15 protein-coding genes and 2 riboswitches are annotated in these 13,367 nt (G+C 41.9%); of the genes, 12 read left to right on the top strand and 3 right to left on the bottom strand.

The genetic code is table 11. The features are described from left to right. Window positions 1–65 precede the first annotated feature (65 nt). The 8 genes from comGA to ACIQZD_RS01980 all read left to right on the top strand — a co-directional run bounded on the left by comGA (window position 66) and on the right by ACIQZD_RS01980 (window position 4,446). Entirely contained in the window at window positions 66–1,151 is a 1,086-nt protein-coding gene (comGA, locus tag ACIQZD_RS02015) for a competence type IV pilus ATPase ComGA (RefSeq protein ID WP_402897639.1), read from the top strand. Continuing rightward, the gene (gene comGB, locus ACIQZD_RS02010) at window positions 1,135–2,169 is read left to right on the top strand and encodes a competence type IV pilus assembly protein ComGB (protein ID WP_402897637.1); all 1,035 of its coding nucleotides are present in this window, start codon (window positions 1,135–1,137) and stop codon (window positions 2,167–2,169) included. The genes comGA and comGB overlap by 17 nt, the downstream gene beginning before the upstream one ends. A 29-nt stretch (window positions 2,170–2,198) precedes the next feature. After that, the gene (comGC, locus tag ACIQZD_RS02005; protein WP_402897635.1) at window positions 2,199–2,558 is read left to right on the top strand and encodes a competence type IV pilus major pilin ComGC; all 360 of its coding nucleotides are present in this window, start codon (window positions 2,199–2,201) and stop codon (window positions 2,556–2,558) included. A 7-nt stretch (window positions 2,559–2,565) separates the two neighbouring features. Further along, window positions 2,566–3,009, top strand: a complete 444-nt coding sequence (gene comGD, locus ACIQZD_RS02000) for a competence type IV pilus minor pilin ComGD (RefSeq protein WP_402897633.1) — start codon at window positions 2,566–2,568, stop codon at window positions 3,007–3,009. After that, window positions 2,996–3,334 (top strand): hypothetical protein, encoded by a 339-nt coding sequence (locus ACIQZD_RS01995; RefSeq protein WP_402897631.1) that lies wholly within the window; start codon window positions 2,996–2,998, stop codon window positions 3,332–3,334. The genes comGD and ACIQZD_RS01995 overlap by 14 nt, the downstream gene beginning before the upstream one ends. Further along, on the top strand, window positions 3,282–3,764 hold the full coding sequence (gene comGF / locus ACIQZD_RS01990) for a competence type IV pilus minor pilin ComGF (protein WP_402897629.1): 483 nt from the start codon (window positions 3,282–3,284) through the stop codon (window positions 3,762–3,764). The genes ACIQZD_RS01995 and comGF overlap by 53 nt, the downstream gene beginning before the upstream one ends. Further along, on the top strand, window positions 3,757–4,143 hold the full coding sequence (comGG, locus tag ACIQZD_RS01985; protein ID WP_402897627.1) for a competence type IV pilus minor pilin ComGG: 387 nt from the start codon (window positions 3,757–3,759) through the stop codon (window positions 4,141–4,143). The genes comGF and comGG overlap by 8 nt, the downstream gene beginning before the upstream one ends. A gap of 117 nt (window positions 4,144–4,260) precedes the next feature. Next, window positions 4,261–4,446 carry a YqzE family protein gene (locus ACIQZD_RS01980; RefSeq protein ID WP_063233067.1) on the top strand — a complete coding sequence of 62 codons (186 nt, stop codon included), beginning with the start codon at window positions 4,261–4,263 and terminating at the stop codon, window positions 4,444–4,446. 47 nt (window positions 4,447–4,493) lie between these two features. Here ACIQZD_RS01980 and ACIQZD_RS01975 read toward each other — a convergent pair whose 3' ends face one another. Both ACIQZD_RS01975 and ACIQZD_RS01970 read right to left on the bottom strand, forming a co-directional pair. After that, entirely contained in the window at window positions 4,494–5,291 is a 798-nt protein-coding gene (locus ACIQZD_RS01975) for a YqhG family protein (RefSeq protein ID WP_402897625.1), read from the bottom strand. Then, a complete protein-coding gene (locus ACIQZD_RS01970) occupies window positions 5,269–6,957 on the bottom strand; it encodes a DEAD/DEAH box helicase (RefSeq protein WP_402897623.1) in 1,689 nt (562 codons plus the stop codon). Before ACIQZD_RS01970 ends, ACIQZD_RS01975 begins: the two co-directional genes overlap by 23 nt. A gap of 376 nt (window positions 6,958–7,333) precedes the next feature. Next, window positions 7,334–7,421: riboswitch (glycine riboswitch) on the top strand. A gap of 3 nt (window positions 7,422–7,424) precedes the next feature. After that, window positions 7,425–7,507, top strand: a riboswitch (glycine riboswitch). Window positions 7,508–7,645: 138 nt separating this feature from the next. On the opposite strand from ACIQZD_RS01970, the gene gcvT reads away from it, so the two are divergent. Genes gcvT through gcvPB form a run of 3 tightly spaced genes read left to right on the top strand, consistent with a single transcriptional unit; the run spans window position 7,646 to window position 11,566 of the window. After that, window positions 7,646–8,752: a glycine cleavage system aminomethyltransferase GcvT gene (gene gcvT / locus ACIQZD_RS01965; protein WP_402897621.1), complete on the top strand. Its 1,107-nt coding sequence runs from the start codon at window positions 7,646–7,648 to the stop codon at window positions 8,750–8,752. Between the two features lie 17 nt (window positions 8,753–8,769). After that, window positions 8,770–10,116, top strand: coding sequence for an aminomethyl-transferring glycine dehydrogenase subunit GcvPA (gene gcvPA / locus ACIQZD_RS01960; protein ID WP_402897619.1), 1,347 nt, complete (start codon window positions 8,770–8,772; stop codon window positions 10,114–10,116). Next, the gene (gcvPB, locus tag ACIQZD_RS01955) at window positions 10,109–11,566 is read left to right on the top strand and encodes an aminomethyl-transferring glycine dehydrogenase subunit GcvPB (protein WP_402897616.1); all 1,458 of its coding nucleotides are present in this window, start codon (window positions 10,109–10,111) and stop codon (window positions 11,564–11,566) included. The genes gcvPA and gcvPB overlap by 8 nt, the downstream gene beginning before the upstream one ends. 139 nt (window positions 11,567–11,705) lie before the next feature. Here the strand turns inward: gcvPB and ACIQZD_RS01950 are convergent, their stop codons facing one another. Then, the gene (locus tag ACIQZD_RS01950; protein ID WP_034308355.1) at window positions 11,706–12,089 is read right to left on the bottom strand and encodes a rhodanese-like domain-containing protein; all 384 of its coding nucleotides are present in this window, start codon (window positions 12,087–12,089) and stop codon (window positions 11,706–11,708) included. 203 nt (window positions 12,090–12,292) lie between these two features. Between ACIQZD_RS01950 and ACIQZD_RS01945 the strand changes: the two genes are divergently transcribed. Then, window positions 12,293–13,129 carry a lipoate--protein ligase family protein gene (locus tag ACIQZD_RS01945; RefSeq protein WP_402897614.1) on the top strand — a complete coding sequence of 279 codons (837 nt, stop codon included), beginning with the start codon at window positions 12,293–12,295 and terminating at the stop codon, window positions 13,127–13,129. The last annotated feature ends 238 nt before the right edge of the window (window positions 13,130–13,367 follow it).

Genomic DNA, 13,367 nt, shown 5'->3' with positions numbered 1-13,367 from the left:
TTTTATTCTGGTGCAGGAATTTGTCGTGGATTGTCGAATCCTTACAACAAGAAATATAGGAGGTGATGAATGAATTGATATCGATTGAAAAGACCGCAGAAAAAATATTAACCCGTGCCATACAGGAATCTGCATCGGATATCCACATTTTTTTTCGGGGGGAGGGACCTCTCATCCAATTCAGGATAGACAATAAGCTTGTACCCCAGGAAACATTATCATTCTTTGAAGCTGAAAGGCTGATCGCTCATTTGAAGTTCCTTGCTTCGATGGATATAGGGGAGAAAAGGAGACCCCAGAGTGGTGCCCTCACCATTAATTTGGCAAACCAGGTTGTCGGACTCCGCCTTTCCACTTTACCCACTGCCCATCTCGAAAGTTTGGTCATCCGCTTAATACCCCAACAGAATATCCTTCCTCTCGAACAGTTATCCTTATTTCCAAACACCGTTCAAAAATTGATTGCACTCCTGAAGCATTCCCATGGCATGCTTATTTTTACCGGCCCGACCGGCAGTGGAAAAACCACGACATTATATTCCCTGCTTCACCATGCCCACGAAATGATCAATCGAAATATCATTACACTTGAAGATCCCATTGAAAATGTATCCGAAAAGGTACTGCAAGTCCAAATCAATGAAAAGGCGGGCATTACGTATTCTGTCGGTCTAAAAGCTGTCCTGAGGCATGACCCGGACGTGATCATGGTTGGGGAAGTCAGGGATGCAGAAACTGCCAAAATTGCAGTGCGTGCCGCATTAACCGGTCATTTGATACTTACAACCATGCATACAAGGGATGCCAAGGGCGCCATCTCCAGGTTACTGGAATTTGGTGTCAGCTTGCTTGAGGTTGAACAGAGTTTGATTGGCGTGACAGCACAGCGGCTGGTTGAATTGCGATGTCTTCCATGTAAAGGGGACTGTGCCTTTGCTTGCAAAATGACTGCCAGGAATAAAAGGGCCAGTGTATATGAATTGCTCTATGGAAAAAGCCTGGCTGAGGTTCTCAGGATAATGGGAGATGAAAAAGGAATGGCAACGGTCGGCTACCGCCAATTGAAGGATGAAATCGGAAAAGCGGTTGCGATGGGCTATGTGGATTCAGAGGAATATGAACGGCTGGTATACCATGAAACCAAAAAGTAAATGGAGGGTAAAAGAGCAGGCGGTTTTTATTTCGAAGCTAGGTGAATTATTGAAGCATGGTTATCCCTTGGCGGAGGCTTTACATTTTCTTGAATTTCAGGAATCAAAGAAGAAAGCGGAAGACTTCACTCAGGCTAAAGCCGATTTAAGGAACGGTTTCCCGCTGCACTTGGTGCTGACCCATCTGAACTTTCATCCGCAGCTTGTAAGTTATATATTTTATGGAGAACAATACGGCGACCTGGAACGGGCGTTGAAAGAAGGAGGGCGATATTGGAAGAAAAGAACCGAGGATATGGATAAAGTAAAAAAGTTAATGGTGTATCCTATATTCTTATTCTTTTTTGTAGGCATCGTTTTTTATATTCTTCAGAGTGTTCTCCTTCCTAAATTCCAGACAATCTATTTCACGATGGATGTCGGTCAGCATACACTCTTGAGATTAATGTCAGCTTCCACATTCATTCTTCCGGCACTCCCCTTCTTTTTACTCGGATTGCTCCTATTCTTTTATGTACTCAAACGATTTTGGTTTAACGGATTGTGCCCATTAAGGCAGCGGAGGATTTTGATGGGAATTCCGATATTCGGGACCTTCATCAAATTATACGAAACTTATTTTTTCGCAAGCCAATTAAGTGGCTTACTCTCCGGAGGGCTATCCATTAACGATAGCATTAAATTATTCTCGATAAATCAACAGCAGCCTTTTTACCAAAAACTATGCAATATCATTAAGGATGATCTGATCGAGGGCAGATCACTTGAATTGATTTTTCGGGAGCTTCCATATTTTGATGGTAATTTGCCGGTGGTCGCTGCAAATGGTCAAAAATACGGCAGACTTGATGCGGAGCTACTTCATTACAGTCGTTTTATACTGGAGAGAATTGAAGAGAGAATGAATGCAATCTTAAAAGTCATTCAGCCTCTCATGTTTTCACTGATAGGTCTGTTGATCGTGTCCATTTATTTGGCGGTTTTGCTGCCGATGTTCGCACTGCTCGAAAGTATATAGGATTTTATTATTGTATTCCGGAGGTGAAAATGCTCGAAGGCATCTGGTATTCAGGTGGTTTCAGGAGCATGATGGATATGTTGAAGAAAGTGATGAATGAACGTGGTTTTACACTAATTGAAATGCTTATTGTTTTACTGGTAATTTCCATCCTTTTGATTATAACAATCCCCAATATCACAAAGAACCAATCCATGATTCAGTCCAAAGGATGTGAAGCATTCGTGAAGATGGCCCAAGCACAGGTACAGGCTTATGAGATCGATAATGGTAAACTGCCCGGAAGTATCGGTGAATTGGAAAGTCAAGGATATCTTAAACAGACATCCTGTCCTAATGGGGATGATATTAGTTTGGATAGTAAAGGAAAGATAACGGTCGTTGAGTAGGAGAGAAGTGAATATAAGGCATTCCAATGGGGGGTATACACTATCTGAAACCCTTATTGTACTCGTTATTTTTGTACTCCTGATCTCCATCGGTCCTAATCTATATCCTAGCTTCACTAAAGGCATGGAAAATAGGCTATTTCTTTCTCAATTCCATGAAGATCTCTTCTATGCACAGCAGTATGCCATCAGTCATGAGAGCTTGATTTACCTCCATATTGATAATGCCAAAAAGGTTTATACCGTTTCGTCTTATAAGGAGGGGATCGTTCTAGAGAGGAGCATACCAAAGGATATTCAGTTTTTAAGTGGCACTTTGGGGTTTAGCTTCCATTTTAATCAATATGGAAATGCTTCAAAAGCCGGAACGATTATGATTGACACGTCAAAAGGAATGTACAAATTGGTCCTCAATATCGGTAAAGGGAGGTTCCGGATTGAGAAATTGTAAAGGTTACGTTTACCTTGAGCTGATGGCCGCATTTTCCATTTGTATTTTCCTTATCCTTGCCATTTTACCGATTCTTGAAGAGTTAATGACGCATCGGAAAGATATTGCCGTAAGGACAGAAGCCCACCATTTATTATATGAAAAATTGACGGCGTTCATGGATGGGGAGATACAAGCAATTGGTCAGGAAATCATTTACAAAAAAAGATCCTATGAATTGGTTTGGAAGGACCATTTGGATTTCCCGGGCATGATTGAAGGGTGTGTACGTTATGAAGATGAATCGGGTAATCTTGAATCCATTTGTGATACTGCGAAAAAATGATGGCTTTACGATGATCGAAATGCTTTTTTCTTTAATGATATTAATGACGACGTCCCTTTTTGTTCTACAGCTTTTTTCAATCATTCACACCCAGATGGGGTCCGTTGATAAATTGCATCCTAAAGAGTGGGAGGTCTTTACTATGCAAATGAAGCAGGAGGTCCGGAGTTCCAAAGCTCAGGATGTAATGGGAAATAAATTATATTTGCTGCTTTCAGATGAACAATTATCATCGTTTGAACAATATGAAGATAAGGTCCGAAGACGAGTGAATGGTATGGGGCATGAGGTCATCTTACAGAACATTTCGAAATTCCGGGTTGAGAAGGATGGCAGTGTCATTGTTATAAATATAACGGATAAAGCAGGGACTACTTTCAGTCGAAGATTTCATCCTTTCTTTAGGAATGGCACGAAAGTCGATGAATAATCAAAAAGGAGTCGTTTTCCCGATGGTCATGATTGTAGCGAGTGTTTTCATCATGTTCACGATACTGATGATCGATCAATTTATCATTGATAAAAAGTTTTATAAAGAAGTGGAAGAATCGCTTGTGGCCGACCATCTTGTCCATTTAGCGATCAAGGATGTGACGGCAGAGTGGGGCGAAGAAATCCCAAAAATCATCCAGGGGGAAATTTCATACCCTAATGGTGTGGTGCGGTATTCCTTAATGAAAGAAGAAGGTCCTTACGTCTATATCGAGTTTTCTTCCACGACTAAAAATGACCGCGAGGGAAGGGTCATCATTCAATACGATATAGAAGCGGGGAAAGTGAAAGAATGGTTGGAAAAGCAGGCTGTGTAATACGATAAATCAACCTTCTTTTAAAATGGAAAGCGACAGGTACACGTGTTCAGGGAACAAGCGAAGGAATAAAAGAAGCGTAAACGGGGCATACTTTGCATAGGGTGATGATTTTATATGTCTACAAACGCTTATATTAAATATCTGACTCAGCAGCTTGTCGAGTATTTTAATCTGACGAAAAAAGAACGAAAAGAAAAGCGCCGTCACAGAAAAGAGGATAAAAATCATGGTATGTCCCATTGGTTTGGCATTGTCCCTTTTGCTTTGTCGATGTTCGTAAGGAAAAATATCAAAAAATAAAACAGATGTCCTGAATTTAGGGCATCTGTTTTTTTATTGTTCTTTACTTATCCCAATGCCCTATCTGAAAGGTAAAATAAACCTCCGTTGATGATGGATATTCGGATGTTGGGTTCATATTGAGCTTTTAAGGCATCTTTTTCGGTAAAATAGCTCTCACTTTTTTCGTCCATATCCTTGTAAAAATGCTCCAATAAATTCAAGTCATTCTGCCAGCGAAGCATTGCTTCCTCTGCCCAGGTATGGTCATCATCCTCGAAACTGGTCCTGATGTATGTATCCAGTCTTGCCAATCCGCTCTTGGGCATGATGAGCGGTGAAAGCGTAAAGGAGTAATCCGGTATTTTTGGGGTGACCTTTATCGGTAAAACCCGATGGTGAAACCTTTCCATGATCTCACCTGAGATTAAATTCAGACCGATCGACATGAAGGTATCCTTTTTACGGTCGCATTGATAGGATATTTTCACATTCAGTGTCAGCCAAGGAAACAAAGGGTTATTTCCCCCTTTTGATGGAGGGGTATCCTCAAAAAGTCTAGTATACCCTGCCAGCTTTTTGGTAGATTGAATAATCTGGTGAAGTCGAGGGGAGCCAAAATGAATCATTTCTCCCTTTAAATCGGATGGAGCTTGTTCTGGATCGGTAATGAAAGTCATCTGGGCTGGGTTCGGAACGCCACCTGTTTTTTCTAGATAATGCCAATAAAAGGGTCTGTTCATTAATTCTTTATCCATATCAATCGTCAATTGGACTGAAAGGTGGGTTGGTGCATTATCCAGTATTTCACAATCATTGGCTTTAAAGTAAGTTATCAAAAAATCATGTATTTCCCGTTGCTGCATGAACCTCACCTTCCTTCATTGATTGAGCGAATTGGATTAACGATGAAAAATTATCCATCTTGATTTTCATTTCGCCCTCTGTTTTGGATTCGCCTACCACATCAATCAAATATTCTTCAATGTTGTTAATATCCAGTTTGGTTAGGATATCATCCAATTCACCGATTACTTTCTCGAATAAATTTATTTTTTCATATAGTAACTTCAGAATATGTTCTTCTACTGTATTTTTCGTGGCAAAGTTATAAATCATCACATCTTCTTCCTGACCAAGGCGGTGTATCCGTCCAATTCTCTGTTCGAGCCTCATCGGGTTCCATGGCAGGTCAAAATTAATCAAGTGATGGCAAAACTGAAGGTTTATCCCTTCCCCGCCAGCTTCTGTTGCAATTAATACCTGTATATTCTTTTGGAATAATTCTCGCATCCAGTCTTTCTTTCCGCGCTTAAAACCGCCTCGGAAAGGAACTGAAGAAATTCCATTTTGCTGTAGGTACCATTGTAGATATAGCTGAGTCGCCCGGTATTCGGTAAAGATAATGACTTTATCATCAATTTTCTTAATCAGTTCCAAAGCTTTTTCAGCCTTGGAGTTTTGAACCGTTTCATTCACTTTAGAAAATAAATCATCAAGCTTTGCCAAAAAGTCAGGGGAAGGCTGATCATATTTATTTTTCATATTCTTTAATGTATAAAAGACCGCCTCTCTGCTGCTGCATGCTTCCCTTTGGAGGGTGAGAGCCGAAAAGGCGCTTCCTTTAGAACCATCCGAAATAGGTTTGAATTTGGAAACAGCATCGTACAATGCTTGTTCCGTTGGAGAAAATTCAATGGTGATGGTCTCCACATGCCGTTTTGTCCATTCAATGCCAGTATCGGCCCGCCGGTTTCGAATCATGACAGTGTTAACAAGTTCCTTTAGGTGTTCATCTTCAATTATGTTGCGGCCTTTCCCTTTATACTTTTCCGAAAAAAGTGAGGCATTTCCCAAGTGGCCCGGTTTCAATAACGAAACGAGGTGGAAAATTTCCTCGACTTTATTTTGAATCGGAGTGGCTGTCAGGAGTAAACAAAATTTCTTTTTCAGATTTTGGACGAATTCATAGTTCTTCGTTTTATTATTTTTAAGTTTATGAGCTTCATCAATAATGATGAAGTCGTATTCCTGCTTGAAAATGATATCTCGATGTGGAGCGCGTTTCGCTGTATCAATGGATGAAATGACCACATCACAGGAGTCCCAAACATAGCTTTTTCTCTGAACGACTGCCGGTATATGAAACTTGGTATTCAATTCAAAAGCCCATTGTGTGACAAGGGAAGCAGGAACAAGGATCAAAACTTTTTTTACAAGGCCCCTAATCATATATTCTTTTAGGATCAATCCAGCTTCAATTGTTTTTCCGAGCCCTACCTCATCAGCTAAAATGGCCTTTCCATTCATCTTTTCCACCACTTGCTTCGCTGCTTCCAATTGATGCGGAAGCGGGGTTAACTGCGGGAGGTGCTTGGGCGCCTGTAAACCTTCAAAATCAGGGATGATAAGATTTTCCTCCATTTGAACCGCCAGCTTATAAAGCTCCCAATTTCCCCATGGACCGTCATTTTCCATCTTTTGCAGAAACTCGTCATTCCATTCAGAATTGAAGGATATATTGATTTTCATAGAAATAACTCCCTCTTAAATCATAATTTCCTTAATATAAGGTCAAAACCCGAACATTTCATATGTGAAGTAAGAAAAATATTTCTCTTCAAAAGATATTGCAGAGATAAGTTTCTTAGGGTAGGATATAAGTATATTTAGAAAATTCCAATTTTCAAACGCCACAAAGAATCTTTGTACATCGATTTTGCAGTTCGCGTTTTCTTAGTATGGGCTATAGGCTCCTAATTTATCCAAGAATACTGAAGGAGACCAATCAAACGGTTTCTGAAGTTTCAGGAGAATTGGCAGAGAATGCATTCCACAATGCTCAGGGGTTTTACCGATGCTTGGTGGCTTATTCGCTTCCTTTCATAGGTAGACCATTTATATGCGGGTGAAGATAAGGGGAGAGACTACGGATGTAGCGCCGAAGGAGCAAACTTAGCAGTGAATCTCTCAGGCAAAAGAACTCTTATTGGACGCAACTCTGGAGAGCGCCGCCCGTTTTGGACGGCCACCAAAGGGGAAAACCTATTACATAGGTAAACTTTCAGGTTTCAGGACAGAGAAAAAGCTCAAACGGGCTTTCTCTGTCCTTTTTTGTGCTTTTTTCACATCATGAATCAGGATATATCTGATGCGTAATGACAAGAAGCTTTTGATAATGAAGCCAATTAATTTAAAAAAATCTGAAGGGGGTCATTTTTTGACCAATTTAAAAAGAACACCACTATTTGAGGTTTATCGTGAATACGGAGGTAAAACGATTGATTTTGGCGGCTGGGAACTTCCTGTCCAATTTTCGGGTATAAAGGATGAACATGAAGCCGTACGTACAAAAGCGGGGTTATTCGATGTTTCCCATATGGGTGAAGTCGATGTTAAGGGTCCCGGGAGCCTTAACTTTTTACAGAAGATGCTGACTAATGATATATCAAAGCTGAAACAGGGCGGTGCCCAATATACCGCTATGTGTTATGAAAACGGAGGCACGGTTGATGATCTCATCGTGTATAAAAGGGCTGAGGATGACTATCTGCTCGTGGTCAATGCTGCGAACACAGAAAAAGATTTCAATTGGCTGCAAGCTCATTTACCGGAAGATGTCCAAATCAAGAATGTATCTAGTGACTATACACAGCTGGCGCTTCAAGGACCATCTGCAGAGAAGATTTTACAAAAACTATCGGGAAATACTGCTTTAAGTGAAATTGGATTTTTCAAGTTCAAGGAAAATGTCATGATTAACGGCATCTCTACGATGGTATCCCGTACTGGATACACTGGTGAGGATGGCTTTGAGATATATAGTGACAGTGAAAATGGTCCCGCCCTTTGGAAGGCGATTATGGATGCCGGAAACGAAGAGGGGGTTCAGCCGATTGGTTTAGGTGCTCGTGATACCTTGCGTTTTGAAGCAAAACTGCCGTTGTATGGGCAGGAGCTTTCAGCGGACATCACCCCGATAGAAGCCGGGATTGGTTTTGCAGTAAAAGTCGATAAGGAAGTTGATTTTTTCGGGAAAGCCGTTCTTGCTGAGCAAAAGGAGAAAGGAGCTCCCCGCAAGCTTGTGGGAATTGAAATGATTGACCGTGGCATTCCACGTCATGGGTATAAGGTCTACAGCGGTGATAAAGTCATTGGCGAGGTCACGACCGGTACCCAATCACCAACGTTGAAGAAAAACGTGGGTTTGGTACTTATCGATAAGGAATTTTCGGTGCTGGATGCGGAAGTCGAAGTGGAAATCCGATCCAAACGTTTGAAAGCCGTTATAATACAAACACCTTTTTATAAAAAACCACGTAAATAGAGGGGAATGGTCATTAGATGAAACATCGTTATTTACCCATGACAGAGCAAGATAAACAAGAAATGCTGAAAGCGATAGGGGTATCCACTGCTGAAGAACTTTTCAATGATATCCCTGAAAGCGTTCGTTTTCAAGGAGAATACGATATCAAGCCTGCTAAATCGGAACCTGCATTAATGAAAGAATTATCAAGGCTTGCTGCCAAGAATGCGGATCTTAAAAACTATGCTTCCTTCCTTGGTGCGGGTGTCTATGACCATTATGCACCGGTCATCGTCGATCATGTTCTATCCCGTTCTGAATTTTACACGGCTTATACACCCTATCAGCCTGAAATTTCACAGGGCGAGCTTCAGGCCATCTTTGAATATCAAACGATGATATGTGAATTGACGGGCATGGATGTGGCTAACTCCTCCATGTATGACGGCGGGACAGCGCTAGCTGAAGCAGCCATGCTTGCTTCAGGCCAGACACGACGCAAGAAGATTCTCATTTCAGGAACCGTTCATCCTGAATCAAGAGAAGTCGTTAAGACATATGCGAAAGGGCAACGCGTGGAAGTGGTCGAAATTCCTTATAAAGACGGTGTGACGGACTTAGCTGCTTTAAGGGAATTGGCGAATGATGACATTGCAGGAGTGATCGTGCAATATCCGAACTTTTTTGGCCGCATCGAGCCATTGAAAGAAATGGAGGAAATCATTCATGGAGTCAAGTCCATGTTTATCGTTTCCAGTAACCCGCTTGCATTGGGAGCTTTGACATCCCCTGGTGCACTCGGTGCAGATATCGTAACGGGTGATGCTCAGCCATTCGGCATTCCAGCGGCATTCGGCGGACCTCATTGTGGATATTTTGCCGTTACTAATAAACTTGTTCGGAAAGTTCCGGGCCGACTCGTCGGTCAAACAGTGGATGAAAATGGTAAAAGGGGATTCGTACTGACGCTACAAGCTCGTGAACAGCACATTCGCCGTGACAAAGCCACATCCAACATTTGTTCCAATCAAGCTTTGAATGCGTTGGCAGCTTCTGTTGCAATGACCGCGCTTGGGAAAAAGGGTGTCAAAGAAATGGCCGTGCAAAATATTCAAAAAGCTCATTATGCGAAAAAAGCAATTATGGCAAAAGGGGTGGAAGTGATATTCGACGGTCCTTCGTTCAATGAATTTGTCATTAAACTGCCTGCTTCGTTTTCAGAAATCAATAAAAACCTTTTTGAAAAAGGGATGATCGGCGGCTTTGATTTAGGGACGGTTTATCCTGAGCTGAAAGACCATATGCTGGTTGCGGTAACTGAACTTAGAACAAAAGAAGAAATTGATGCACTTGCGCAGGAATTGGGGGATCAACATGAATAATCAAGATCAATCACTCATTTTTGAAATCAGTACTTCCGGTCGAATCGGGTACAGTCTGCCAGAAATGGATGTTGCAACTATTCCGCTCGAAGAAATTCTTCCTGCCGACTACATCCGTGAAGAAGAGGCAGAGCTGCCTGAGGTGTCCGAACTGGATATCATGCGTCACTATACAGCACTCTCCAAACGGAATCATGGGGTGGATTCGGGTTTTTATCCGCTGGGTTCATGCACGATGAAATATAATCCGAAAATAAATGAAAATGTGGCACGCTTCAACGGCTTTGCCCATATCCATCCATATCAAGATCCGGCTACCGTTCAGGGAGCATTGGGACTCTTATTTGATTTGCAGGAACACTTAACGGAAATCACCGGGATGGACCAAGTGACATTACAGCCTGCAGCAGGTGCACATGGTGAGTGGACAGGGTTAATGATGATTCGCGCTTTTCACGAAGCGAATGGCGATACAGAACGCACGAAAGTAATTGTACCTGATTCTGCACACGGTACGAATCCTGCCTCTGCCACTGTTGCCGGACTTGAAACGATTACAGTGAAATCCGATGAAAATGGATTAGTCGACCTTGAAGATTTAAAGCGTGTTGTCGGACCTGATACGGCGGCCTTGATGCTGACGAACCCCAATACATTGGGATTGTTTGAAGAAAACATTTTGGAAATGGCACAACTTGTCCATGATGCAGGTGGGAAGCTTTATTATGACGGAGCCAATCTGAATGCAGTCCTATCAAAAGCACGCCCGGGTGACATGGGCTTTGATGTGGTTCACTTAAATCTCCATAAAACATTCACAGGTCCGCATGGCGGCGGCGGTCCGGGTTCCGGCCCGGTAGGAGTGAAGGCTGACTTGATTCCTTACTTGCCTAAACCGCTTGTGGTCAAACAAGGGGAGCAATTCGTTCTTGATTATGATCGTCCGCAATCGATTGGCAGGGTAAAACCTTATTATGGTAATTTCGGGATAAACGTGAGGGCATATACGTACATTCGTTCAATGGGTCCTGATGGCCTTAAAGCCGTCACCGAGAATGCTGTCATCAATGCCAATTATATGATGCGTAGGTTGGAACCTTATTTTGACTTGCCATATAATCGTCATTGTAAGCACGAATTCGTATTAAGCGGACGCCGGCAAAAGAAATTGGGGGTAAGGACTCTCGATATAGCCAAAAGATTGCTGGATTTCGGGTATCATCCTCCAACCATTTACTTCCCGTTGAACGTGGAAGAAGGAATGATGATAGAACCGACTGAAACCGAGTCAAAAGAAACGCTGGATGCGTTCATTGATGCGATGATCCAGATTGCGAAGGAAGCGGAAGAAACCCCTGAAATCGTCCAGGAAGCTCCGCATACAACCGTTATAAAGCGGCTTGATGAAACTCTTGCTGCAAGAAAACCTGTTCTGCGTTATCAAGCCTAGATTGATAGCTTATACGAAAAAAATCCCTGCCTGCCGGCGGGGATTTTTCATGTTTATGTAAGATTTCATTAAAGTCCAACAGTTAACTTTCTTTTCCTTGAGCTATTGAATTAAAAAGAGCCCATGCGGAGATGGGGTCTTATTTCTTTGCTTTGATTTTCCCGGTCCACATTTTGAAACCGCCCTTTAGGTGAAAAAGTTCCCTGTAGCCCTTTTTGTATAGCATGGCTGCAGCTCTGCCGCTGATGATTTCGCTTTGAGCGTACAAATATACAGGCTTGTCCGGCCTAATTTCGACCAAGCGTGTTTTCATTTGAGTCATAGGGATGTTTCTTGCGCCTAAGATATGACCATTCTCGAAATCATTCGGTTCCCGCACATCGATTAGCTGCACTTTTCTGTAGTTAGCGATAAATTCGTCCTGTGTTAGTGTTTTAACGATTTTACGCTGGCGGTACCAATTAAAAAGTGAATACGCAATAACCACTCCCAAGATGATGAGCAGTGTATATAATATTTCCAAACATAAAAACTCCCTTCTACCTTAACGAATACAGACAATCTTTATTATATAATTGCTTTACCCAATAATCAAAAAGAATTTTCATCAAATTCTTCATCGACTTGATAGCACTTTCTTTTTTAGAGTGTTAAAGTCTGTTAAACTACTACATGTGAGTTTTTTGTGGGGTATTGAAAAACAGTATATCGAAACGAGGGGTAAGGATGACTAAAGATAAATGGGGTTTTATAGATTCGGGGTATTGTTCACCGGCTTTTAATATGGCGCTGGACGAAGCGCTGTTAAACTGGCAAAGCAAAGGGGAAATTCCGCCAATCATACGCTTTTACGGCTGGGATCCAGCTACATTGTCAATCGGTTATTTTCAAAAGGCAGAAGCGGAAATTGATATGGAAGAGGTCAAAAGGCAGGGCCTTGGTTTTGTTCGCAGGCCAACAGGAGGACGAGCGGTACTGCACGAGCATGAATTGACTTATAGCGTAATCGTTCCAGAATCCTATCCGGGAATGCCGACTACCGTTACTGAAGCATATCGTGTCATTTCTGAAGGAATATTAATGGGGTTCAGGAATCTGGGATTGGATGCTTATTTTGCCGTGCCTCGAACCGATCAGGAAAAAGCGGCTTTAAAATCGCCTAGATCTTCGGTCTGCTTTGATGCTCCAAGCTGGTATGAACTGGTCGTTGAGGGCAGGAAGGTCGCTGGCAGCGCTCAAACCAGGCAAAAAGGCGTCATCCTTCAGCACGGGTCCATTTTGCTTGAACTGGATGATGATAAGCTCTTTAGCGTATTTAAATTCTCAAATGACAGGGTTAAAGAGAGAATGCAAAAAAACCTAAAAAACAAAGCTGTGGCCATAAATGACATTGCCGGGAGAAAGATTACCATCCCTGAAGCGAAAGAAGCTTTTGAAAAAGGTTTTGCCGAAGGACTTTCAATCGATTTAGAGCCATACGTCCTCACCGAAAAGCAATTGCTGGAAGTGAAGGCCATTGCAGAAAGCAAATATGAAAGCGATGAATGGAATTTCATGAGATAGAGGAAGCATAATCAGAGTGGATAATAAAAAGTTTTTTCAGATTTGTTTGACCAAATAACACATCCCTTGCAGGGATAAGCCCTAAAAGGGATGGGGAAAAAGCAAGGTCCAAATTAATTGAAATCTGATGAAAAATTATTGTAAATCGACATTTTCCTCCCTTTTGCTAACTATCTTAATTGATTTATCGTTTGACAAAATAAAAAGTTATTCAAAACAAACACAATATATAGTGGTT

Source organism: Peribacillus sp. NPDC096447 (genome assembly GCF_044762725.1).
GTDB lineage: Bacteria > Bacillota > Bacilli > Bacillales > DSM-1321 > Peribacillus.
Note: the sequence above shows the minus strand (reverse complement) of the source record. Positions and strands in the feature narration are given on the sequence as shown.